The following is a 25,637-nucleotide window of genomic DNA, read 5'->3' as shown; positions in this document are numbered from 1 at the left end:
TATCCACTTAAAGACGTAACGTTGAGTGAGGCACCTCCAAATGTTCTACTGAAAAGTTTTAACTTTTATTTTGAACATGTTTTAAATGCACTTGTCATATTAAGATGAATTTTAACTCATCACCTTTTGACAACTTAGTGTGCATTGTTTTATAAAATGGATAATTAATCCATTTTATCTAATTTTTACTTAAGGAATATGGATATTTCTTTTGCTTTTGTGAAAATTGACAAGCTGTTTTATTTTCACTTTTAGGTAGTACGCTCATTTGTTTTTTCTCCTTTTAGGTAACGACGTAAAACTCGTTACCTTTTTTTATCCCCTTAATAGTCCCAATACAATTCAGTTAAATAATCAGTCATTCTTCCTAAAAATCGGTTATAATGTTAATAAATATATAGCATCTGCTAATGCTACCCTCCTCGCATTTTATTGAGTAATACAACATGAATCAGCCTACAAAAACAGTTGTTTTTTATTCGTTACGCCAAATTGTTATGTTTGCTTTTATGCTTGTACTTTTGCCTTTGTTATGGTTATCTTACCAAGCTTATGACGGTTTTAATGAACTGAGCCAAAAATCAGCTGAAATAAACCGTAATACAGCCATCTACGCTAGACGTAGTGAAGTTATGGCAAATGTGGCACTTGAGTTAGAACGTAGTGCAAGGCAGTACTGTATTCTTAATGATAGTACTTTTGCCAACTTACATTTAGAACAAAAAAAACAATTTTCGCAAATGCTTGAAGCCCATAAGCCAGTTGTCAATGATCTGCGTTTTTATACTATACTTAGCCAAATATTGAAGCGTTTAAATAACTTGACGTGTGCTAATGGGTTGCCGACCGAAGATTACCGCCATTTGCTTGAAGATTTATCAAATACTAATATAGAACTGTCACAAGCGACTAGAGAAGCTATTTTTGCAAGAGGGCAAGATCTTCAAATAGCAATCGCACAAAGAGGTAGCAGTGTTGGTAGACAAGCATTGATATTATGTTTTGTTAGTTTTATTTTAGTATTATTATTTACCCAAATGATAATAAGACCAGTTGCTAAGATTAGAATGATGATTAATGTCATTGCAGAAGGTCGAAAATTACCTGCTAAGCAATTTAATGGGCCAAAAGAAATGCAGGTATTGGCCCATAGGATTGTTTGGTTAAGTGAACGACTTAACTGGTTAGAATCTCAACGCCATGAGTTTCTAAGACATGTGTCACATGAACTTAAAACACCTTTAGCAAGCATACGAGAAGGCACTGAGTTGTTAGCTGATCAAGTGGCTGGTAATTTAACAACAGAACAAAAAGAAGTCGTGGCAATTTTAGATGAGAGTGGCCGAGAACTACAACTGCTAATTGAACAACTACTTGAGTATAATCGTCAAGCGTTGATTGATGAAATTAACTTACAGGAAGTTGCGTTTGCTCCTTTAATTGATAAAGCTGTTTCATCGCATGGATTATTACTTAACCAGAAAAATGTGACTATCTCGACATCACTAGAAATTTCAAACTGTCATGCTGATCCTATCTTATTAGGCCGTGTTTTAGATAATCTATTCTCAAATGCGGTACATTATGGAAGGGATAATGGTGTGATTTATTTTAAAAGCTATTTGAAAGAACAAAATGTTATACTAGAAGTTGCAAATTTAGGTACCCCTATTCCTGAACGTGAACGTGAAATGATTTTTGAACCCTTTTATCAAGGTACTAAGCAACGAAGTGGACCAATTAAGGGAAGCGGATTAGGTTTGAGCATTGCCCAAAATGCACTTAGACGAATGCAAGGAGAGCTGTCATTAGTCGACGTTGAATACGCAGATGTATGTTTTGTTATTTCTTTACCTTCTCATGCATAGCAAAACATAGTAAATATTTGGTTAAGTTAACTCCTCTATAACTCATAATCTAATGAATTGAAATTTAGGTATAAAAATTACATGTTGAATCTAACGAACAAACTGTTGTTAAAAATTATAGTCAATGTAAGCACTTTTTTTTGCATGGGTATATCTGTTGCGATTGCTGAGCCTACACCTGACTCGAGTATCTACAACTTTAAAATAAAAGACTACCAATCAGATACATGTGATGCTATTTTTCAAGAGCAAGATAGACTGCGTATAACAAATGCAAGTTATTGGATAAAAATGCTAGGATGTGCTTCAGAATATTCAAGCACTGCAAATAGGGGGCGAGCTAACTCCTATGATTTAGGGGTGTGGCCTGATGCTTTTTCCTGGATTATATCTATATCAAATGCTAATCCCTCGATTAATGAACGAAAAAAAATGATTAGTTTACTTCAAACTCATGATGTAAATATCCCTAATAATATTCGTCCACTAACTGATATCATACACCAGCTACAAACAAAAGAATTATCACTGCTTGAGCTTGCTGAAAGTCAAGATGCTGATTTTATTGCTTTAACTGATAAAGTTACTAAATTGGAACTTGACAACGCTTTACTAGCAAAACAACTAGCTGCTACAAATCTAAAACTTGAACACTTGGCGGATGTTGAAATGCAACTTTCACTCAGAAGACAGCTTCAAAATCAAATAGAGCCTCCTACAGAGAATTTAGGAGAAGACGAACTTAACGGATTACAAGCACAGATTGATAGTGCTACAAATGAGATGCTTTACTTAGATACAAATAATAAGTCTTTGAAGATTGATTTCATAACTCCAATGAAATTAACGCAAACTGAATCATTGCCATTAGGCCCTTATAATCCGCTAAAATTATCTCCTAGTAATGACCAATTAAATTGGTATTTGCCTTTAGCCAAAAATTCTGCTTATGTTCAAAATCAAAGTGATTTTTTTGAATTGGTTAAGTTTCTACAAAGTAAATCCTAATCTTGTGCGTGGATGTAATTTTATCTGTATTAATTATTTATGAGTATAATATATGAGTCGAACACCTTTTAAAGCCCATCTACTGCTTGTTGATGATGATCCAAGTTTATTGAAACTATTAGGAATACGTCTTACCAGTGAAGGGTTTTTAGTCACAACAGCTAAAAGTGGTCCTGAAGCACTAAAATTACTGCAAAAAGAAGCCATTGATCTTGTTATTAGTGATTTAAAAATGGATGAAATGGATGGCTTAGCACTCTTTAATGAAATTCAAAAACAACATACTGGTCTTCCAGTTATCATTTTAACTGCTCATGGTTCTATTCCAGAAGCAGTAAGTGCGACTCAACAAGGTGTTTTTGGATTTTTAACCAAGCCTGTAGATAAAGATGCACTTTACAAAGCAATACAAGATGCGCTTTCGCTGAGCAGTGCAACTTCCTTTGATGCCAATTGGGCTTCTGATATTGTGACAAGAAGCCCTGTTATGCTGCGATTATTGGAACAAGCTAAAATGGTTGCCTCCTCAGATGTTACTGTGCTGATTAATGGTGCAAGTGGCACAGGTAAAGAAGTCTTAGCTAAAGCTTTGCATAAAGCAAGTTTGAGATCTGAAAAACCTTTTGTCGCTATTAATTGTGGTGCATTACCAGAACAATTACTTGAGTCAGAATTATTTGGACATGCTAAGGGAGCCTTTACAGGCGCAGTTTCTCAGCGCGATGGATTATTTCAAACAGCTAATGGTGGGACGCTTTTTTTAGATGAAATCGGTGACATGCCCTTTGCTTTGCAAGTGAAATTATTAAGGGTTTTACAAGAACGCAAAGTAAGGCCGCTAGGCAGTAATAATGATATTCCAATTGATGTCAGAATCATTTCAGCAACTCATCGTGATCTACAAAAAGCAATGTCAAAAAATGAGTTTAGAGAGGATCTTTATTACAGGCTGAATGTTGTTAATCTAAAGATCCCAAGTTTGAATGAACGTTCTGAAGATATTCCTTTGCTTGCTAATCATCTTTTGCAGATTAGTGCACAAAAACATAAGCCATTTGTCAAATCTCTTTCAAATGATGCACTTAGAAGGCTTGCAGGTGCAAGTTGGCCTGGTAATGTCAGGCAACTCGTGAATGTAATTGAACAATGTGTAGCACTCACATCTGCTCCCGTCATTAGTGAAACATTGGTTGAACAAGCCTTACAAGAAGATAGTAGTGTTTTAACAACTTTTACTGAGGCACGAAATCAATTTGAATTAAATTATTTAAGGAAGGTTCTGCATATAACTAAAGGGAATGTTACTCATGCCGCTAGACTTGCAGGACGTAATAGAACAGAGTTTTATAAGTTATTAGCACGCCACGATCTTGAAGCTAATGATTTTAAAGAGTAAGCTCGAACTCATTTGATAAAAATGATAATCTAAATCTACTCTACCTTATATCATATAAACTAGATCTTTTGGACGCTGAACTAATATTAAAAGGACGATTAAATGAATTCAAATCAAGCACCCGTATCTGAATTGTCACATGTAACTTCTCACAAAGATAATGTTCAACTTAAGCCATCTCACCACTCAGACACTAAGATCAATTTAGGGCTTGCACAGTTAAATCTTCATGTTGGTCATATTGAAAAAAATTTAGACTTGATATTAAAAACAATTAGGATACATAAGAATCTGGGAAGCGATTTAGTTGTATTTTCTGAACTTACAATTACAGGATACTCTCCTGAAGATGTTTTATTTAGACGAGATTTACATGATCAAATTCAATATGCTTTAAAAGAGATTCAAAATATTTCTCTTGAATTGAATATAGCCATTCTTATTGGTTATCCTATGCTAATTGAAGATACTAATCATGAATTAGCTATTCATAGCAAGATGCAACCTCTAATGCGCAACTGTGCATCTTTGATTGATCAGGGCAAAATAATCGCTACCTACTTTAAGCGTGCATTACCTAATTATGCTGTATTCGATGAGAAACGCTATTTTAATGCCGGTCATGAGACTTGCGTAATTGATTTTAGAGGGATTAAACTTGGAATATTAATCTGTGAAGACTTATGGCTAACGGAATTAATAGATGAAACTGTAGCTCATGGAGCCGAAATTATTTTATCCTTACATGGCTCACCATTTGCTTTAAATAAACCTGCTAAAAGACAGCAGCTTATGCAGCAACACGTAAAACGACTAAATACTCCTCTAATCTATGTTAATCAGATTGGTGGCCAAGATGATTTGATATTTGATGGGCAATCCTTTGCATTAAATTCTAAGGGTGAGTTAGTGACAATTTTAGCTGCTTTTGCTGAAGATAACCTTGTTATTCCGATATCTGATTTATTAAATGAGACAAATAACAAGTTCATACCTGAAGAGCAATGGCCTAACTATGTCACAGGAACTCATTTATCTATGACTGAACTGGATGATTTATATCAAGCTTTAGTCCTTGCAACAAGAGATTATGTCCTTAAAAATGGGTTTAAGGGGATTACCCTTGGGTTGTCAGGTGGAATTGACTCAGCTTTAACGCTCGCTATTGCGGTCGATGCGTTAGGAGCTCAAAATTGTCAAGCCGTAATGCTTCCTTTTAGATATACTTCTGAAATAAGTATTTTAGATGCAAAGGAGGAAGCAGAATTGTTAGGGGTTCAATTTGATGTGATCTCAATTGAACCCATGTTTGAAGCATTCATGAATGGATTATCTCCTCTTTTTGATCATTTACCAAAAGACACGACAGAGGAAAATCTTCAAGCTCGTTGCAGAGGGGTCATTCTGATGGCAATTTCAAATAAACAAAAGAGGCTCGTTTTAACAACAAGCAATAAAAGTGAAGTATCTGTTGGGTATTCGACTCTTTACGGTGATATGGCTGGTGGATTTAATGTGTTAAAGGATGTGCCTAAAACTTGGGTTTATGCACTAAGTGCCTACCGCAACCAGATTGAATATGTTATCCCTGAAAGAGTCATTACAAGAGCGCCGTCGGCAGAGTTAGCGCCAGATCAAACCGATCAGGATAATCTACCTCCTTATGATATTTTAGATCCACTTCTAAAAGCATATGTAGAAGAAGACGCGACAATTACAGAATTACTAGCAATGGGATTTAGCCTCGATGATATTAATCGCGTTGTTAGATTGGTTAATTTTAATCAGTATAAAAGATCTCAATCACCAATTGGCCCTAAAGTTACAGATAGAAGTTTTTCAAGAGAAAGACGTTACCCTGTCACTAATGGTTTCAATCCATTCTTCAAATCTAACATATAATTCAAGGAGTCAGTTATGAAAAAAATTGAAGCTATTATTAAGCCTTTTAAATTAGATGATGTGCGTGAAGCGCTTACTGAAATCGGTATAAATGGGATGACTGTTACTGAGGTTAAAGGCTTTGGCCGTCAGAAAGGCCATACGGAATTGTATCGCGGTGCAGAATACATGATAGATTTTTTGCCTAAAGTTAAAATTGAAGTCATTTTAACAGAAGATATTGTCGATAGAGCTATTGAGGCAATCATGAACACTGCGCAAACTGGTAAAATTGGGGATGGGAAAATATTTATCTATGAGGTAGAGAGAGTTATTCGCATAAGAACAGGTGAAGAAGATGCTGATGCTATCTAATACTAGATGCGATTATTTATAATATAATGCTTTAATGAAAGTAACTAAAGGCTATTTTATGCTATCATGAACAAGCATATTTATTTATGCAACAAAAGCTACTTATAAAACGCTCAAATCTATGCTAGATTAACTATGAGAGCGTTTTTTAACTCATTATTTTAGAGAGTAAACAATAAATTATCATGACAACTTTATCAACATTTGAAAATTCAAATCAATCAAACCCTTCTTCTCTTTTGTTAAATGCTCAAAATTTAGTCGATACAGATACCTTAACTACCTGGATAGTCGACCAAGTTGAAGAAGTAAAAGGACAAGATATCACAATATTAGACGTTAAAGGTAAATCAAGCATAACTAATGCTATGATTATTGTTACTGGGACATCTTCAAGGCATATTGCCTCAATGGCTGATCAAGTATTACAAAAAGCAAAAGAGAATAGAATTGAAACTTTTAGTTGTTCAGGTAAAGATGCGTCTGATTGGATGATTATTGATTTTGGCGATGCTATTTTACACTTAATGCAAAAAGAGAGCCGTGATACATACGCGCTCGAAAAACTCTGGTCTTAATTTGTATTTCAGGAACGCATAAGTGAAAATTCAGTTAATTGCAGTCGGTACAAAAATGCCAGAATGGGTTGAAAATGGATTTGAAACCTATCAGAAACGTTTTTTAAATGAGGTATCTTTAGAATTAATTGAAATACCGGCAGGTAAGCGTACCAAAAATGCCGATATTCCAAAAATTTTAGAAATTGAAGGAGACAAAATGCTTTCGGCAGTTGCAAAAGGCAATCGAATTGTTTCACTTGATATACCCGGGGCAAAATGGGATACAAACGCCCTAGCCCTACAACTATCAAATTGGCAGAATGATGGACGTAATGTCAGTTTATTAATTGGTGGTCCTGAAGGGCTATCACAAAAATGTAAAAAATCAGCAGAACAATCTTGGTCTTTATCCCCATTAACGCTTCCCCATCCACTTGTAAGAGTTATTGTTGCTGAAAGCCTTTATAGAGCTTGGAGCTTAAATAATAACCACCCTTATCATAGAGAATAAGGAGCAAGCAGATGAATAAGTCAAATACTGAATTTCGTAACCATACTGCGGAGTATTCCTTATTTCTAAGGCGTACAGTAGTTGCTATTTTATTTGTTTTTATTTTGATTGGGGTGTTACTTGGCAACCTATACTATTTGCAGATTTATAGATTTGAACATTATCAAACTGAATCAGATTCAAATCGAATCAAGTTACTGCCAATTGCCCCAGTTAGAGGCTTAATTTATGATCGTAATGGTATTCCGCTTGCTATTCATCGTTCAATTTGGCAATTAGAAATTCAGCCTCATAACATCAAAAACTTAGATGAGACGCTTGATATGCTGCGTACGCTTGTAGATTTAACTGATGAAGAAATTGAAAAATTTCGTAATGAACTTAAATCTGCTAGGCAATATGCGTTTATCCCACTTAAAACAACCTTAACAGAAGAACAAATTGCTAAATTTTCAAACGAACGCTATAAATTTTACTCAACTGAATCTCGAAGCCCTACTGTAATTGTTAAAAATTATCAACGCAGGTTCTATCCTTACGGAGATACGTTTGCTCATACTATTGGTTATGTTGCGAAATTGTCACCTAAAGATGTCGATACCTTAAAAGAGAACGGTAAATTAGCTAATTATGCGGCTACTGCACAAATCGGCAAATCTGGCATAGAAAAAGTGTATGAAGATATTCTACATGGCACAACTGGCTATGAAGAAGTTGAGACGAATAATCGAGGTAAGGTCATTCGTCAGTTAAGTGAAACTCCAGCTCAAGCAGGTGAAGATATATACTTAACTATTGATTTAAAATTACAACAGCATATTCAGAAATTGCTCGAACATACCCATGGCGCTATTATTGTAAGTGATCCAAGAACAGGTGAAATTCTTGCATTATTTTCAAGCCCTACTTTTGATCCAAACTTATTTGTTGATGGAATATCCCATAAAAATTATGACAAGATAAAAGCTAAAAATGGTCCGCTTAATAACCGTGCAACAACAGGGTTATACCCACCTGCTTCTACAGTTAAACCTTTTATTGCTGTTAGTGCGCTTGCTGAAGGAGTCATTTCACCTACTACAACTATATCGGATCCTGGCTGGTGGCAATTACCTAATTCAGAAAAAAAATTCCGTGACTGGAAGCGCTGGGGACATGGCAATTTAAACATTGATAAAGCAATTGTTCAATCATCAGATACGTTTTTCTATCAAATTAGTTACGATATGGGAATTGATAAATTACACAGCTGGATGTCTAAATTCGGTTATGGTAGAAAAACGGGAATTGATATAGACGAATACAGTGGAATTTTGCCAAGCAGAGAATGGAAAAAAACTAATCGTAAGGCTGATTGGATACCTGGTGATACAATACCTGTTGGGATTGGCCAAGGTTACTGGAACGCAACCCCAATTCAAATGGCAAAAGTGTTAAATACGTTTATCAATGAAGGTTATGTAAAAACGCCCCATTTGTTGATGCGTAGCCAACAAAATGGTGTTAAACATGATTATGTTCAAACCGAACAACCTGAACTACTTGATGTGAGTGCTGACTATTGGAAACTTGCAAAACGTTCCATGTATGGGGTTGCGCATTCAAAAAATGGAACTGCTAATAAATTTTTCCAAGATGCTGAGTATGAAGTAGGACTAAAAACGGGTACAGCACAAGTCCACTCTTACGAAGTTGATCTTGGTAATAATAAAAGTAAAAAGTTAAGAGACCATCGCTTAATGATTGGATTTGCACCATTTGAAAATCCAACTATCTCTGTTGTCATCGTCTTAGAAAATGCGGGCAAAGGGACGCTTAATGGCGATATTATGAGAAGTATTATGGATTTTCATATGCTAGGAATAGCTGAAATCCCGAAATCTATAGCTGATTTAGAATCAACAACAGGAACGACAGAATAATAATGGGTTATAAAAAAGACAAACGAAGTATTTGGCAAAAAATACATATCGACATTCCTCTTTTGTTCATGATTTTATTAATATTAGGCTATGGACTCATTACTCTTTGGAGTGCAAGTGGCCAAAATATTGAAATGATGGAAAGGCGTCTTATTCAGTGCGCAATAGCATTGGGAGTGATGATATTTTTTGCTCAGATCCCACCTAGAATATATGAAAATTGGGCCATATATCTCTACGTTATTTCAGTTATTTTATTAATTATTGTTGATCTTTATGGCGAGTCTAGTAAAGGAGCGCAAAGATGGTTAAATCTAGGATTCGTTAGATTTCAACCTTCAGAGATTGCTAAAATTGCGATTCCTTTGATGGTAGCAAGTTTTATCAATCGAAATACCTTCCCTCCGAATTTACTCTATACAATTGGTGCAATGCTGATAATATTTATCCCTACTTTGTTAATTGCATTAGAACCAGATTTAGGCACAGCGATATTAGTAGCAATATCTGGTTTATTTGTGATCTTTTTAGGTGGCTTAAGTTGGATATTTATCCTTATTGCAATTATTCTTGTGGCTGTATCCGTTCCGGTTATGTGGGAGTTTTTTATGCACGATTATCAAAAAACTCGCGTTCTAACCTTATTTAATCCAGAGCAAGATCCAAGAGGCGCGGGATATCACATTATGCAATCGAAGATTGCAATTGGCTCAGGTGGGATTAATGGTAAAGGGCTTGGAGCTGGCACACAATCCCAACTTGAATTTGTACCTGAAAGGCATACGGATTTTATTTTTGCTGTTATATCAGAGGAGTTTGGATATATAGGTGTATGCATTCTTTTATTCATGTATTTATTGCTAATTTTTAGAGGGTTGATGATAGCAGCGCAGGCCCAAACAATGTTTGGAAGAGTACTTTCTGGTGGATTGACATTGATATTTTTTATCTATTTATTTGTCAACATTGGAATGGTAAGTGGCATTTTACCCGTTGTTGGCGTACCACTTCCGCTCATTAGTTACGGAGGCTCATCATTAGTTGTTTTAATGGCTGCATTTGGTATTGTTATGTCAATACATACCCATAGGAAAACTTTATCCAGAAATGTCTAAGATTTTACACTCTAAAAAAGTTGGTAAATACAATCATAACGTGCGTACTAAATCTTGCCTGAAGACATCAATTAGTGCGGCTGAAACTAAAATTGTGCTATTTAATAAACCTTATGATGTATTGACTCAATTTACAGATGGGGAAAATAGGCAAACTTTAGCTGACTTTATCCAAATTAAGGATGTTTATCCTGCTGGCAGGTTAGATAGAGATAGTGAAGGCTTATTGATTTTAACAAATAATGGACGCTTACAACACTCAATTACTTCTCCAATTCATAAAACTTATAAATTTTATTATGTCCAGGTTGAGGGAATTCCAACTGCTGCTCAGTTAAAACAATTCGAAACAGGATTAGAGTTAAAAGATGGTATGACGCTGCCTGCTTTGATCGAGGTAGTTACAGAACCTCAATGGTTATGGCCTCGTACCCCCCCTATACGCGAGAGAAAACTAATTCCTACAAGCTGGTTAAAAATTGGAATTTGTGAAGGTAGAAATCGTCAAGTTAGGCGTATGACTGCACACATAGGGCTTCCTACATTAAGATTAATTCGCTACCAAATAGGCGAATACACCCTTTTAGGTTTAAATTCTGGTGAATATAGATTATTATAACCCAATAAAATTATTCTGTTAGATAACTAAAATCTGAATAATTTATTTTTAATTGAACAATATCATTTTGCTCTTTTCTTCTTCCCCTTACTATATAAACCAGTTTAAAAGGTGATTTATGGCTAGTAATCAAATACAATTATCCACATTTATTAATGATTTAACTTTAGTTGTGCCTTCTAAATGTATTTTAACACGACCTTCATCTATAAAACGTTACTCGACTGGTTTTCGTTCCGGTGGTGGAACAGCCATTGCAGTACTTATCCCTGAATCATTAGTTGAACTTTGGCGTATGCTAAAAGTGTGTGTTAAGCATGATAAAATAATAATTATGCAAGCTGCAAAGACAGGCTTAACTGAGGGGTCAACTCCAAATGGTGATGACTATGACAGAGATGTTGTTATCATTAGTACGTTAAAAATTAATCAATTGCACTTACTTGATCATGGGAAGCAAGTCATTAGCCTACCTGGAACAACGCTATATCAACTTGAAAATGTTTTAAAACCGTTAAAACGTGAACCTCATTCAGTAATAGGATCTTCTTGCATAGGTGCATCAGTCATCGGGGGAATTTGTAATAATTCTGGTGGTGCTTTAGTTAAACGTGGACCTGCTTACACTGAGCTTGCGCTCTTTGCGCAATTAGATGAACATGGAGATCTTAAACTTATCAATCATCTTGGTATAGAACTAGGGAGTGATCCTGAAGAAATATTAACTCGCCTAGAAACAGGGCAATTTGATAAAGATAATTTACCTCATACTGATAAATTAGCATCAGATCACGAGTATGATAAGAGAGTAAGAGATATTGATGCTGATACACCGTCTAGGTTTAATGCCGATAAAAGAAGACTTTATGAAGCATCAGGCTCTGCAGGAAAGCTAGCTGTTTTTGCAGTACGATTAGACACATTTGAACAAGCGCCAGAGCAACAAGTCTTTTATATTGGTACGAATAATGAACTCGTGCTAACAGAACTACGTAGACATATGCTGAGTAAGTTTGATGAGCTGCCTGTTGCTGGGGAGTACATGCATAGAGATATGTATGATATATCAGAGCGCTACGGCAAAGATACTTTCATGATGATTAACAAATTTGGTACAGATAAAATGCCACTTTTCTTTGCATTCAAAGGCCAAATTGATACATGGTTGAATATGCCGGTCATTAGTAAAATTGTGCCAAAGTTTTTAACTGATAAAGTCATTCAACTCACAAGTCGATTATTTAAAAATCAGCTCCCTGAAAAAATGCAAGCCTATCGTGATAAATATGAACATCACTTAATGCTACGCATGTCAGGCAAAGGTGTAATAGAAGCAAGAACATATCTTGGGGAATTTTTTGCAGATAAGTCAAATGGTGATTTTTTCGAATGTACTGCAGATGTAGGAAAAAAAGCTTTCTTGCATAGATTTGCAGCAGCAGGCGCTGCTATTCGATATCATGCAATACACCACAAAATTTCCGAAGGTGTATTAGCATTAGACATTGCATTAGCAAGAAATGAAAAGACATGGTTTGAACAACTACCTCCTGAAATTGATAATAAATTAATTTCAAAGCTCTATTATGGTCATTTTATGTGTTATGTTTTTCATCAAGATTATATTGTTAAAAAAGGTGAAGATATGACATCTCTTAAAGAAGCAATGTTAAAACTATTAGATGGGCGCAAAGCACAGTACCCTGCTGAACATAATGTTGGCCATCTCTATTACGCAAATCAAGATTTAGTTAATTTTTATAAAAAATCCGATCCAACTAACAGTTTTAACCCTGGTATAGGAAAAACAACAAAATTAAAAAATTGGTGTGATTGTGAGAAAACTCACTAAATTAAGCTGTTTTATAGGCATTATGTATCATCTTTAGACTAAGTATCATTATAAATGCCTATATTTGCATTAATATTCATTTGTATTAAATTAATTTGTACAAATAGCGATATGAATCTATATTTGACTCTGTATTTAATGCAAATAAACAGTTAAACTATGTCATGCTTATCATTGTTTTTTTGATTTGTCTTTTTGCAAATGTTTTGAATTTAGCATAAACAATGCAATTTTTATGCTAAATTTTGAACTTTTTTTTATCTCCCTAATTCTGAGGTTTATGTGTCTGATATGAAGATTTTTGCGGGTAATGCTGTCCCTGACCTAGCTCAGCGAGTTGCAAAACGATTATATTCTGGTCTTGGCAACGCATCTGTTGGGCGTTTTAGTGATGGCGAGGTCAGTGTTCAGATTAATGAAAATGTTCGTGGTGGTGATATCTTTATCATCCAATCTACCTGTGCCCCTACAAATGATAATCTAATGGAATTAGTTGTCATGATTGATGCGCTTCGACGCGCCTCAGCAGGTAGAATTACCGCTGTAATGCCTTATTTTGGTTATGCTAGACAAGACAGACGTGTTCGCTCAGCTCGTGTTCCAATCACTGCTAAAGTAGTGGCTGATTTTTTATCAAGTGTTGGTGTTGACAGGGTATTAACAGTTGACCTACATGCAGAACAAATTCAAGGTTTTTTTGACGTGCCTGTAGATAATGTGTTTGGTAGTCCTATATTATTAGAGGATATGAAAAAGCAAGCCTTAATCAATCCTGTTGTAGTATCACCTGATATTGGTGGTGTAGTGAGAGCTCGTGCAATTGCTAAACTATTAAATGATACTGATATGGCTATTATTGATAAACGCCGTCCTCAAGCTAATGTCTCTGAAGTAATGAATTTAATTGGTGATGTAAAAGATAGAGATTGTATACTAGTTGATGATATGATTGATACTGCAGGCACTCTATGTAAAGCTGCTGAAGCTTTAAAAGAAAGAGGCGCTAAACGCGTATTTGCTTATGCGACACATCCTGTTTTTTCTGGTAATGCCTACAAAAACCTTCAAAACTCAGTTATTGATGAAGTTATTGTTTGTGATACCATCCCCCTTTCTCATGAAATTAAGTCTCTTGGTAAGGTCAGAACATTAAGTATATCAGCAATGCTTGCTGAAGCAATACGTCGTATCAGTAACGAAGAATCAATTTCTGCAATGTTTGAGTACTAAGTCCCCCTATTTTCAGCTAGCGTATAACTGTTTACGTTAGCTGAAGTTAAAATTATCGGCTCCAACTTGTCGTTATAATAGCAAACAGGAATAACCTATATAAAGCTTTGCTGGTTCATTTAACCTAAGTTAAAATATGACGAATATTTCAAACTTGGTTGCATCGACAATCACAATAACAATGGCTTAGCTAAGCCCCTACTAGCTTTACGCATTATTCTAGCTCAAGCACTTTAAAACAATTACCAATCCCAAAATATACTCAAAAACATAAACTTTATTAAAAGGATTTTTTGCTCTTGTTTTATTCGTGAGCAAACAATTTATTTGTGTGCATGACATTTTGTAATCCCCTAAATTATTCTCTTGGCTGTATTGACTCTAATTAATGTATCGCATAACATCAATTATTCAATGTAAGCTAAATTCTTGTAAACTTGTATGCCGTTAATTTATGTTAATGCATTAAAGGATACATTACCCCATATAAAATAACTCTAGCCAGTGCATTAATCTTCTTGGCCCCAGTTAACCATATTAATATTTAGGATAAAATATGTTATCTCAAAAATCAGCCAATATTAAATCTTCTCCCGTAAGAGAACTACTTAAATATACTAAAAAACCTGAATTTATCTCTCTTGCTGGCGGCATCCCCGCAACAGATATGTTAGATGTTGATGGTATAGATACGATTATCCAAGATATTTTAGCAATAGATCATCGCCAAATGTTCCAATATAGCGTGACAGAAGGAGAAGCTGAACTACGTACAGAAATCACAAAGTTTAACTTGCATTTTGATTTGCATACCCCTGAAAATAATATACTTATCACAAATGGCTCACAACAAGCAATAGACCTACTTAGTCGTGTATTTTTAGAAAAAGGGGATAAAGTCCTCGTTGAACGCCCAACCTATTTAGCTGCTCTGCAATTATTTAGTTATACCGATGCGGAGATTGAGGAAGTTTCATATCAAAATAATGCTATTGATTTAGAGGCATTACGCTCCGTTCTTGCTGATGGGCAGGTAAAAATGCTCTATCTTATCCCTAACTTCGCCAACCCAACGGGACATACCCTAGACTATCAAACGCGTGAACAGATCGTAAAACTTGTCCACGAATATCATGTTATCGTCGTCGAAGATGACCCATATGGATATTTACGTTTTGAAGGCGAAATGGTGCCATCGTTATACGCTATAGCACAATCTATGTATGGGAATAACCATAACATTTGTTATATGTCTAGTTTCTCAAAAATTTTTGCCCCTGGCTTGCGTTTAGGTTGGTTAGCTGCGCCTGATAAATTTTTAAGTGCAATTGTAGTCGCTAAACAAGCATTAGATCTGCATACATCAACGTTTAACCAGCATATTGCAGCAAAATATTTAGCATCAGGTCGATTGATGGAACGATTATCACTTTTACAAACGACCTATAAGCATCGTCGTGACCTGCTCATCAATGCCCTTAAAAAACACCTCGGCGATAAACTTAGCTATAATACTCCCTCTGGTGGAATGTTTTTATGGTGTCATATTAACCTTGATATCAATGCAACTGACTTATTAGCGGCTTGTATAGAAGAAAAGGTCATTTTCGTGCCAGGTGAAGTATTTTTTGCTAAACATCCTGATAAGAAATCCCTACGTTTATCTTATTCTATGTTAACGAATGAAAATGCTGATGAAGCAGCAATAAGAATTGCTAAAGCAATAGAAAAGCTACAATAACATCTGATTCTAGTTCTATGTATTACATTGCCTGATATTCAATTATAGTATAGGGTGCGGCTTCTTTATATAAGATACCTATAAGTTACTGATTTAATAACAAAAGGTGTAAAGAGCGCAATTGCAGCTAAAACGGTGACTTATGACTTCCAACGTCTTATGGATGGCGCTAAGTGATTAAGCTGTAATGAATTTGGCGATGCTATGATAGCGAATATGTAATTAATAAATTTATGAATTAATTTTTTGATGGCATAATTTAGGCGCCAATTGGCGCCTATTTTACAGCCTAAATTTTCTTTTCCAAAATCTCGCCACAACTGATTAATTTACAGTCTTCTTAGATCCCTATAGATGATAAATTTTTGCTTAGATTCGCGATTTGATTATCACTTCTATCAATAAACTCTGAACTATTCTAGTTATTTAATGTTACTTGACATCAAGTTCATCTTCATCGTCATAAAATGGCTAATGAAACCTTGTATTGCCGACAGGTTCAGATTATTCGCTATATTCATTGTATTCAATAGTAATACCTAATCGCACTAGGGCATTAGGGTACTATCGTTATTAAAAGTAAAATTAGCCGGCTCTAACTTAACCGTTGTTAATACTTTATCAAGGTTACGCCAATATGATTTATGATCAAATCCTTCAAAATGATGGTTCTTAATACGATCGGTTTGTAGGTTATTTAAAATAATAGGATAACGACCGATGGTTTTTTCAAGATCAGGTTTAAACAAAAGAGCTAAATCTTGTTTTGAATGACAGTTATGAATTTCACCCTCTATATTCGTTAATACCTTTTCCCAATTAACCTTTTCTCTACAAATTGCCCCGCCCATCAATACAATATTATCTACATTATGAGTTTTAAAAAAAGCCTGACAGACTTCATTCTCTAACGCATTAATCAGTAATCTTGCGCCAAAAGAGTGGGCAATAAAATTAATCTTCTGATTAAGGAGGTTATTTTGAGTTAAAAACTGTTCTAATTTTTCAATCAATTCGACATCAAGCAGATGTGTTTTTCTCTGAACTTTTTTAATTTGCGTAACAGCTTCTACACCAATCAATAACAAGGGAATTGAAATATTCACCAGGGTAGACTTTGCACTTGTAAATTTTTTAAATTGATTTAAGTTAACCCCTTTCATAACACCATTAATAACTGCACTACTAAAATGTTCAGATGGCCATCTGACAAAAAGATTATTCTTACCTTCAATCGTAGATAAACGATCTTTAAATTTTTGCTCATCTACTTTGAAGTAAAATGCCGCATAACCATGTATGTAAACGTTAACTGGTGCATTTTTAATTTCGTTGCAACTCGAAATCTCGATTTGTGTAGTTGGATTTGCCTTAAATTTATCTTTTAAGTTTTTCATTGATTAACTCATAAACTCTAAATAATCAGTTAAGAGTTTGATGATATCTTCAAGCCCAGCTTCTGAAAAAGATTCTTCATCATAAAGAGATAGGTTTTCTTCTGTTAACCTAACTGCTTCATCTTCAGATAACGAGCTAAAAATCAAATTTGAATAGATCTGAACCTCTTTATTCTGTAAAACAAGGGTATATTCGTGCCCTATCCACTTTTTATTATTGTTATGGTTTTTACATAATTGATTTAATTCATCTATTAAAGCTGCAATTTTTTGTTTATCATTACCTAACTCACACGAAAGCCATTTACTTAATGCCATGAACTCCATTGGAAGCTCTACGATATAATTTTGATTATCAGCAGTAGTAAAAACATATTCCATCATCATTCCTTAAAATTTCAATTTTAGCGAAGACGCCCTTTGCGTAAATCTAAAAAGCCATTATTGATTCGCTCAATGTTACGCCATAGATGTGAGTGCGTTATCGCTATAGCTAAAGCATCAGCAGCATCTGCTTGAGGTGTGCTACCTAATTGTAATAGACGAGTCACCATTTGTTGTACTTGGTGTTTATCGGCAGCACCTGTCCCTACAACTGTTTGTTTAACTTGTCTTGCTGCATATTCAAAAATAGGCAAATTTAAGTTTACAGCGGCAACAATAGCAACACCTCTTGCCTGCCCAAGCTTAAAAGCTGAATCTGCATTTTTTGCCATGAAAATTTTTTCAATTGCAAAAAAATCTGGATTGAATTGTTCAATTATTTGAGTAACGCCAGCATAAATGATTTTGAGACGACCAGGAATATCATCAACTTCAGTTTTAATGCATCCACTTGCGATATAGTGCAATGATCGACCTACTTCTTGAATAACACCATAACCTGTTATTCGCGAGCCAGGATCAATACCGAGAATGATAGACATGGATACCTTTAATAATTTAAGAATGATAATTCAATATGGATACTTTTAAAGATGGCCATAGGTATGATTCTATAGCCGAGATATATTAAAGTAATTTATAGTAATGCAGCAATTTCGTCAGAAATATCACCATTATGATATACTTCTTGTACGTCATCACAGTCTTCCAACATATCAATCAATTTGAGTAGTTTAGGTGCTGTTTCAGCATCTAATTCTGATTTAGTTGAAGGAATTAATGCTACTTCAGCAGTTGCGCAAACAAACCCTTTTGTGTCTAGTGCATCTTTGACTTCACCAAAGTTCTCAGGTGTTGTATAGACATCAATTGCACCATCATCAAATACTTCAACATCATCCGCTCCAGCTTCTATAGCAGCTTCCATAATTTCATCTTCATTTACACCAGGTTCATATGAAATGACTCCTTTTTTTGTAAATAGATAAGAGACTGATCCATCTGTTCCGAGATTGCCCCCAGTTTTAGTGAACGCATGGCGCACTTCTGATACTGTGCGATTACGATTATCACTTAAGCACTCAACCATCACAGCAGTACCACCAGGACCATAGCCTTCATAAATGATGGTTTCCATATCTGAATCATCATCTCCACCGACACCTCTTGCAATTGCACGATTCAAAGTATCTCGAGTCATATTGTTTGAAAGCGCTTTATCAACAGCAGCTCTGAGGCGAGGATTTGAAGCAACATCCCCTCCACCTAATTTTGCTGCTGTAACAAGCTCCCTTATTATTTTAGTGAAAATTTTTCCGCGTTTTGCATCTTGCGCCGCTTTGCGATGTTTAGTATTTGCCCATTTGCTATGTCCAGCCATGTGAAATATCTCCTTTTTTTCTGAGTCATTCATTACACTTAGATGAATGTTTGTGCAATGAAACCTGTTCTTATGTGACATTGTCACAAAAGCAACTAGGCGTATAAATAATTTTGAATGTAATAAATAACAATATACTTGTGTATTTTAATCTGCTTATCGTACAAACTCAATAATAGCTTGTGCGTTATTATCCGACTTGGTAAGTTTGATTGCATCTTCTATACTTACCCAACGTAATGCAAGATGTTCTGTTAATTTAATCTCAGGCTTAGTTATCAGCGGTAGGATAAACCAATGTTCCAAATTATGTGTAATACCTGGTGCATAACGTTTACGCATATTAGGAAAAAGTTCGAACATGACCGATTTTTTACAATCAATCAAAGTTAATTTTTCCTTAATAATATCAAGACCAATTTCTTCAGCCACTTCTCGAATTGCAGTTTGATAGGGAATCTCATTGCCTTCTAAACTTCCTGTAACAGACTGCCAAAAACTTGGATCATCTTTACGCTGAAGCATGAGCACCTCTTTAGATTTAGCAATAAAAATCACTACTAGCACTGATTCAGGCTTTTTGTATTTGTCTGTCATAAATGGATCCGCAATCAATGTTATTACTTCTGAATATTATAAATTGTTTGGATCTAGAAAAGGTTATTAGACTTATCCAATTAATTGATGAAAGCTAAATAAATATCTTAAATCAGAGAGATATATTTTTTTTGTCATTGCACGCAACGACTAACATTTGCTGCGATTGATATTTTTGATAAGATTGTTACCAACTACTAAGTATATTCCGAGATCGTTTATACAAAAGACTTACCTTAAATTTCCCTACAGATTTATTTTAAAAAATGATTCAATACCTTAAAAACACTTCATTAAAAAGATAGTAAGTTTATATGATATGTTCCATTTTTATCTTCAGTTTTTTGCACAGTGTAAGTTACAGGGAATTTAAAAAATGCACCTAGCATGGAATATTTAATATCAGCGGCACAAGTATAAATATCAATTTTTTCATCATGTGATTGGGTGCTTATATTAATCACTTCAAGTGGGCCTGAGTGCTTTGATTTGTACCATATACCCTCATCACTTTTCTTTTGCACTAATTCAGCGACGCTTTGTTTAACTCCATCATCATCACATTTCGGCGTTATTTCACCACAACCAGATAATAAGATTGTAATAGACAATATTGCAATCTTAGGGCGTGCTTTATTTAACATATAAGTCCTAATTAAATAACGTATTATAGCTTAAAGGTTTAATTTATGCTCAAATAAAATCAAGATACTGATTTTAGCATTATTTCATGCTTACATAATTCAAATTTTAATGATACATACTTTTATAACTTGATGTAATTTGAGCATAAACAACACAAAAAACCTTATTTATTTGGTTTAATTGAAATAGCCAATTCGTCTAAAGCACTATCATTTGCATAGCTTGGTGCATCTGTTAATGGGCAAGCTGCTGTAGTCGTTTTAGGGAACGCAATTACATCACGTATATTATCAGTACCAGTTAAAAGCATTGTTAATCTATCTAGACCAAATGCAAGACCTGCATGTGGTGGTGTTCCATATTTAAGTGCATCTAGTAGAAAACCAAATTTTTCTGCTTGTTCCTGTTCATCAATTCCTAAAATTGAAAAAACAGTTTGTTGCATCTCATTTTGATAAATACGGACAGAACCTCCGCCAACTTCATAGCCATTAATGACCATATCGTAAGCATTTGCAACAGCATCCGTTGGAGAAGCTTTTAGTTGCTCAGGTGTTAAGGATTTTGGTGACGTGAATGGATGATGCATTGCACTTAAACCACCTTCTGAATTAAATTCAAACATTGGGAAATCAATTACCCATAAAGGAGCCCATTGCTTTGTTAAAAAGCCTGGTGTAGCACTTTCTAAATCACGACCGACTTTAAGTCTAAGCGCACCCATTGCATCTGTTGCCACTGAATAATTATCTGCACCAAAGAAAATAATATCGCCTGTTTGCGCTTCAGTTCTTTTAATGATTTCAAAAATAATGTCTTCTGTTAAAAATTTGGCCACTGGACTTTGAACACCCTCAAGACCTGAATTTAGGTCATTTATTTTCATCCAAGCTAAGCCTTTCGCACCATAAATATTGACAAATGCGCCATATTCGTCAATTTGTTTCCTGGTGAAACTTGCGCCTGTAGGCACTTTAAGCGCAATGACACGTCCTTTAGGATCATTTGCAGGTTCAGAGAAAACCTTAAATTCAACAGAAGTAAGTAAATCTGCCACATCGACAAACTGTAGTGGGTTCCTTAAGTCAGGTTTATCAGAACCATATAATCTCATTGCTTCAGCAAAAGTCATTACTGGAAAATCACCTAAATCAACGTCAATAATTTCAATGAATAAAGATCGAATCATTTTTTCTACGATATTACGAACTGATTGCGCATCTAAAAAAGAAGTTTCGATATCGATTTGTGTAAATTCAGGTTGTCTATCGGCACGTAAATCTTCATCTCGAAAACACTTAACGATTTGATAGTATTTGTCATACCCAGACATCATTAATAATTGTTTGAACAGCTGCGGTGATTGAGGTAACGCATAAAATTTGCCTTTATTAACTCTACTTGGTACCAGATAATCTCTAGCACCTTCTGGTGTTGCTTTTGTCAACATAGGCGTTTCAATATCTAAAAAACCATTATTATCTAGAAATTGTCTGACAAAACGAGTAATTTTGCTTCTAGTAATTAATTTATTAGCCATTTCAGGGCGACGAAGGTCAATATACCGATATTTAAGTCTTTGTTCTTCAGTATTAGTTTGATTACTATCTAAAGGTAATGGTTCAGAGCGATTTATAATGGTTAGTTTTGTCGCTTGAATCTCGATTTCACCTGTTTTAAACTCTGTATTAATTTGATTTTTAGGGCGTTCCCTTACAATACCTTCAACAGTGATACAAAATTCGTTTCTTAATTCAGAGGCAACTTCATGTGCGGATTTTTCTTCTGGGTCAAAAAAAACTTGAACGAGCCCTTCTCTATCTCTCATGTAAATAAAGACTAAGCCACCGAGATCTTTACGACGATGGACCCAACCTGCAAGAGTAACAGTTTGACCAACATTTGATAAGTTAAGTTGACCACAATAGTGTGTACGCATGAAATACCTCTGATTGCTGAATAAATTGATATATGAGTTTAACAAATGAAGCTAAAAAGAGAATTGATTATTATCCTCAAAATTACTATAAAATATGGATTAGCTTTATAGCTATCTTAACGTTTTATTATAATATATTTCGAGAGAAAACTCACTTATAGTGAATGGTAAATTTTAAATCAATCCAACTATCGCGGTAAATTACGTTTTCAGCCATCAAAATAGTAACTGCGATTATTGAATCTTAAATTTAATAGAAAACTTCATCATTAAACTCTTTGCATTCACTCCCTAATAAATCTATTTTATAATATTCAATACCTTAAATGAAAAAGCAGGCTTAATAAATAAATTAATTAGGGATTTTAGTGTACATTATAGGGTTAATCATTCATTGTAATAACTAATTGACTAATGTCACTGAGAGCTTGGCTTAAATTAACATTAACTTGTGAATCGCCGCTAGCTGTCATGATGATTTTCATCGACTTAAGCAATAAAATAGATTTTGAAACATCTTTACCCATTTTAACTTGATGAATAATGAAGTCGATTGCAGGGTTACTGCTATTAATAAAAACCCTGATTTCTGGTCGAGTTTCTATTTTTTTTGTAAACTGCCTCACTAAATCTAGAGCTGCAGATGAGATGCGTTTGTCCGCCTCATCACTTTCTAACCTATTTTTCAAAATAGCTTCTCTATCTGGAACAACTACTAATGGAAGCTCTTGTGGAAGAAATTTTGCAACGATAAGTTGTTCGTTATCACATAGGCCATCAGAAAGCACTTTAGTAGTCACTTCATCAAGTTCTTCTTTCGTAAAAAAATGCTGATTTCCTTTTTCAGTACCTAGCTCTATTAATACTAAATTATTTAGCTGTGCCCACTTTCTTAAAAATGGAATCACTGCGTAACGGTGACCATAGGCAACAGGTATTTTTAGAGTCCTAAATATCATGTCTTCGAAACCAGCTTCCTCACTCAGCATAACGTGTATTTTTCGTTCTTTGTTTATTAAACGACTAACTAGAATATCTCCTTCTGAGGAAGGAATTTTAACCTTGTCTTGTAGTAGATTAAACAGTCTATCATCGCATAAAGCAGCAGCTAATAGTGCTTCATTATGTCGAGTAAGAATTCTTCGCCAAGCTTCAGGTTGTTTCTTTGCTATTTCAGCTAACCCTTCGATTAGAGATTCAGAAATAGCATGCTTAACTTCATAATAATAATTGTCTTTTTGAAGTGTCTCACGGCTGGCTGTTGGAGTTAACTTTTGAGATTCAATTACCCCACCCATAAAGCCGGCCCATGTAGGGAGTAAATCTTTTGCATCATCATCAAGCAGCATTCCTCTAACAAAAACAGCTAAGTTTCTATTATCTGAAGTACCATAAAATGCGCCATCTTGGATCCATAATAATCCTTTAAGATCTTTTTCTACTACGGATATTTCATTTGAATTAGTTTTAGCTCTTTCAAAAAGAGGAATCGTTGTTATTGGCTCGAAATGAGATTCAAATTGTTTTGCAAATGATAGACGTCGTTTATGCAATTGTATTGGATGTATTTCTTCCGTAATCCGCCAAGGTGGAACTTCATGGTTTATTGCTAGTTCATTGTGACCTATAAATATAGGTTCATGTAGCAATGCACAGTAATGAGATAATAAATGATTGAGTCTTTGTTCATTAGCGAGTTCTTTATAATTTTCATTTAAAGTCAATATAACATCAGTGCCTACTTCACCTCTATGTTCACATAATAGAGCGGTATAGTTTTGGGCATTTCTAGATTGATATAAGTGAGTTAAGTTTGGTGTTTGATATGAGCATGTTCGAACTTGTACCTTTGAAGCAAGAACAAATGCTGATAAAAAACCTAATCCAAACATTCCTATTAATCCATCACTATCTTCATTTTGAGCTCTTAGGGTACGAGTATAACCTACCCCAACAGTCGCTAAGTATTGATGTATTTCTTCTAATGTTAAACCGGCTCCTGAATCTGAAATAGTCAAGGTTTTCATTTTGCTGTCAACAGTAATTTTAATTGAAGATTCAAAAGCATTTGAATCTTCAATTCTGCGCCTAACAATTGAATCATGACCATTTTGAACAAGCTCTCTTAAAGCAACCACTGGAGTAGAATATAAGTGCTTGCTAAGTACGGTCATTAAACCACCTAAATCAACACCCGCTTCATTAATTTCAATACCGGATTCTTCATTATCAATTATTTGCATTTCAGATAAACCTTCATTATTTTGATGTTTTTAATCTATACTAGAAAAATTGTTGTCCTAAAATAGTTTTGTACTATGATTTAAAAGCTGCATTCATATAAGTATACTCAATAATACTAAATGGGGTCACATCTAAAACGTAGAGTATCTTTTATGAACACGACGTTAAGAGCTTTGTCTATTTAAACTAGCAAGCGGGATCAGGTTAAAAAAAGTCACTTTCAAGATTAAATTATTTTCGTTTCTAGCTCAAAGCTTTTAGTTTACAGACTATGTTTATTTGACGTTAAATTTACTTAGACAGCTAATATTAGCTTAATTTACCACAAAGTTTAAATCTTCGTAATATATGGCTATGTATATTTTCATTTAACACTATCTTTTAAAAGAAACAAAAAAATATAGTTACATATTTACTAGGGTAGATCAAATTAGCATTCAAATATTTGATTGTTCAACATAAAAAAGCATCACGCAAATTAGGATTAAAATTTTCTGTTATCATTGAATACTACAATCAATGTTCAGCCCAATACGCAAATGATTACACACTAGTAACGATTAAAGACTTAAATTCATTTTTAGTATAGTTGGAATAGGTATGATGATTACTATATTTTTAAGCCGAATTCACATAATGAGAGCTTTGCAAATCTGGTTAATAATCATTCAAATTTCGTTTATTTTTTGAGCTGCATGTGATATAATATTTTAAATCATATTCTTAGGAGCGTTATATGTGGAAAAATATTCAACCTAGACTGCAGTTCAAACAAACTAACGTTAAGCAACACAAAGCATTTGAAGAGTTTGATGAAATAAATGCTTTGATTGACTGGGATCAAATAATAATCATACTTAATAAGCTCTTAGAGCAAAAGCCTAACCGATTAGGTGCCGCTTCTTATGCGCCGATAATGATGTTTAAAGTTATTTTATTACAGTCTTGGCATAATCTTAGTGATGTTAAGAT

General features: G+C 34.5%; 22 protein-coding genes and 1 pseudogene. 15 read left to right on the top strand and 8 right to left on the bottom strand.

Annotated features, from left to right (window positions below):
* Positions 1 to 446 precede the first annotated feature (446 nt).
* From BMW37_RS10715 to BMW37_RS15600, 14 genes and pseudogenes are all read left to right on the top strand, one after another.
* Positions 447 to 1,868: a sensor histidine kinase gene (locus BMW37_RS10715; RefSeq protein WP_093320834.1), complete on the top strand. Its 1,422-nt coding sequence runs from the start codon at positions 447 to 449 to the stop codon at positions 1,866 to 1,868.
* 144 nt (positions 1,869 to 2,012) lie between these two features.
* Complete coding sequence (locus tag BMW37_RS10710; RefSeq protein WP_177168649.1) at positions 2,013 to 2,876, top strand: hypothetical protein; 864 nt, start codon at positions 2,013 to 2,015, stop codon at positions 2,874 to 2,876.
* A gap of 52 nt (positions 2,877 to 2,928) precedes the next feature.
* Positions 2,929 to 4,272 carry a two-component system response regulator GlrR gene (glrR, locus tag BMW37_RS10705; protein WP_093320829.1) on the top strand — a complete coding sequence of 448 codons (1,344 nt, stop codon included), beginning with the start codon at positions 2,929 to 2,931 and terminating at the stop codon, positions 4,270 to 4,272.
* Between the two features lie 102 nt (positions 4,273 to 4,374).
* Positions 4,375 to 6,174, top strand: coding sequence for an NAD+ synthase (locus BMW37_RS10700; RefSeq protein ID WP_093320826.1), 1,800 nt, complete (start codon positions 4,375 to 4,377; stop codon positions 6,172 to 6,174).
* 15 nt (positions 6,175 to 6,189) lie between these two features.
* The gene (glnB, locus tag BMW37_RS10695) at positions 6,190 to 6,528 is read left to right on the top strand and encodes a nitrogen regulatory protein P-II (protein WP_093320823.1); all 339 of its coding nucleotides are present in this window, start codon (positions 6,190 to 6,192) and stop codon (positions 6,526 to 6,528) included.
* A gap of 185 nt (positions 6,529 to 6,713) precedes the next feature.
* The gene (gene rsfS, locus BMW37_RS10690) at positions 6,714 to 7,106 is read left to right on the top strand and encodes a ribosome silencing factor (RefSeq protein WP_093320822.1); all 393 of its coding nucleotides are present in this window, start codon (positions 6,714 to 6,716) and stop codon (positions 7,104 to 7,106) included.
* A gap of 22 nt (positions 7,107 to 7,128) precedes the next feature.
* Positions 7,129 to 7,599, top strand: coding sequence for a 23S rRNA (pseudouridine(1915)-N(3))-methyltransferase RlmH (gene rlmH / locus BMW37_RS10685; RefSeq protein ID WP_093320821.1), 471 nt, complete (start codon positions 7,129 to 7,131; stop codon positions 7,597 to 7,599).
* 11 nt (positions 7,600 to 7,610) lie between these two features.
* Positions 7,611 to 9,521 carry a penicillin-binding protein 2 gene (mrdA, locus tag BMW37_RS10680; protein WP_093320818.1) on the top strand — a complete coding sequence of 637 codons (1,911 nt, stop codon included), beginning with the start codon at positions 7,611 to 7,613 and terminating at the stop codon, positions 9,519 to 9,521.
* 2 nt (positions 9,522 to 9,523) lie between these two features.
* Positions 9,524 to 10,636, top strand: coding sequence for a peptidoglycan glycosyltransferase MrdB (gene mrdB / locus BMW37_RS10675; RefSeq protein WP_093320816.1), 1,113 nt, complete (start codon positions 9,524 to 9,526; stop codon positions 10,634 to 10,636).
* The gene (locus BMW37_RS10670; RefSeq protein ID WP_093320813.1) at positions 10,629 to 11,255 is read left to right on the top strand and encodes a pseudouridine synthase; all 627 of its coding nucleotides are present in this window, start codon (positions 10,629 to 10,631) and stop codon (positions 11,253 to 11,255) included. Before mrdB ends, BMW37_RS10670 begins: the two co-directional genes overlap by 8 nt.
* A 118-nt stretch (positions 11,256 to 11,373) precedes the next feature.
* A complete protein-coding gene (gene dld / locus BMW37_RS10665) occupies positions 11,374 to 13,107 on the top strand; it encodes a D-lactate dehydrogenase (protein ID WP_093320810.1) in 1,734 nt (577 codons plus the stop codon).
* Positions 13,108 to 13,389: 282 nt separating this feature from the next.
* Positions 13,390 to 14,337 (top strand): ribose-phosphate pyrophosphokinase, encoded by a 948-nt coding sequence (locus BMW37_RS10660; RefSeq protein WP_093320807.1) that lies wholly within the window; start codon positions 13,390 to 13,392, stop codon positions 14,335 to 14,337.
* A 556-nt stretch (positions 14,338 to 14,893) separates the two neighbouring features.
* A complete protein-coding gene (locus tag BMW37_RS10655; protein ID WP_093320805.1) occupies positions 14,894 to 16,078 on the top strand; it encodes an aminotransferase-like domain-containing protein in 1,185 nt (394 codons plus the stop codon).
* A 90-nt stretch (positions 16,079 to 16,168) separates the two neighbouring features.
* Positions 16,169 to 16,255: pseudogene (locus BMW37_RS15600) on the top strand (isocitrate dehydrogenase); the annotation flags it as partial.
* Between the two features lie 371 nt (positions 16,256 to 16,626).
* Here the strand turns inward: BMW37_RS15600 and BMW37_RS10650 are convergent.
* The 8 genes from BMW37_RS10650 to BMW37_RS10615 form a co-directional block, all read right to left on the bottom strand.
* Positions 16,627 to 17,475 carry a DUF726 domain-containing protein gene (locus BMW37_RS10650; RefSeq protein ID WP_093320803.1) on the bottom strand — a complete coding sequence of 283 codons (849 nt, stop codon included), beginning with the start codon at positions 17,473 to 17,475 and terminating at the stop codon, positions 16,627 to 16,629.
* Between the two features lie 3 nt (positions 17,476 to 17,478).
* Complete coding sequence (locus BMW37_RS10645; RefSeq protein ID WP_177168648.1) at positions 17,479 to 17,856, bottom strand: YacL family protein; 378 nt, start codon at positions 17,854 to 17,856, stop codon at positions 17,479 to 17,481.
* A gap of 23 nt (positions 17,857 to 17,879) precedes the next feature.
* Complete coding sequence (ruvC, locus tag BMW37_RS10640; RefSeq protein ID WP_093320798.1) at positions 17,880 to 18,401, bottom strand: crossover junction endodeoxyribonuclease RuvC; 522 nt, start codon at positions 18,399 to 18,401, stop codon at positions 17,880 to 17,882.
* Positions 18,402 to 18,496: 95 nt separating this feature from the next.
* Positions 18,497 to 19,240 (bottom strand): YebC/PmpR family DNA-binding transcriptional regulator, encoded by a 744-nt coding sequence (locus BMW37_RS10635; protein ID WP_093320795.1) that lies wholly within the window; start codon positions 19,238 to 19,240, stop codon positions 18,497 to 18,499.
* Positions 19,241 to 19,396: 156 nt separating this feature from the next.
* Positions 19,397 to 19,837: a dihydroneopterin triphosphate diphosphatase gene (gene nudB / locus BMW37_RS10630; RefSeq protein WP_093320791.1), complete on the bottom strand. Its 441-nt coding sequence runs from the start codon at positions 19,835 to 19,837 to the stop codon at positions 19,397 to 19,399.
* Between the two features lie 293 nt (positions 19,838 to 20,130).
* Complete coding sequence (locus tag BMW37_RS10625) at positions 20,131 to 20,481, bottom strand: hypothetical protein (RefSeq protein ID WP_093320789.1); 351 nt, start codon at positions 20,479 to 20,481, stop codon at positions 20,131 to 20,133.
* Between the two features lie 164 nt (positions 20,482 to 20,645).
* On the bottom strand, positions 20,646 to 22,421 hold the full coding sequence (gene aspS, locus BMW37_RS10620) for an aspartate--tRNA ligase (protein WP_093320786.1): 1,776 nt from the start codon (positions 22,419 to 22,421) through the stop codon (positions 20,646 to 20,648).
* Positions 22,422 to 22,804: 383 nt separating this feature from the next.
* The gene (locus BMW37_RS10615) at positions 22,805 to 24,664 is read right to left on the bottom strand and encodes an ATP-binding protein (RefSeq protein WP_093320784.1); all 1,860 of its coding nucleotides are present in this window, start codon (positions 24,662 to 24,664) and stop codon (positions 22,805 to 22,807) included.
* Positions 24,665 to 25,401: 737 nt separating this feature from the next.
* On the opposite strand from BMW37_RS10615, the gene BMW37_RS10610 reads away from it, so the two are divergent.
* A partial coding sequence (locus BMW37_RS10610; protein WP_143047636.1) for a transposase occupies positions 25,402 to 25,637 on the top strand: 236 nt, incomplete at its 3' end.

Source organism: Thorsellia anophelis DSM 18579 (assembly GCF_900111395.1).
In the GTDB taxonomy this organism is placed as follows: Bacteria; Pseudomonadota; Gammaproteobacteria; order Enterobacterales; family Thorselliaceae; genus Thorsellia; species Thorsellia anophelis.
This window is presented reverse-complemented; position numbering and strand designations above follow the sequence as displayed.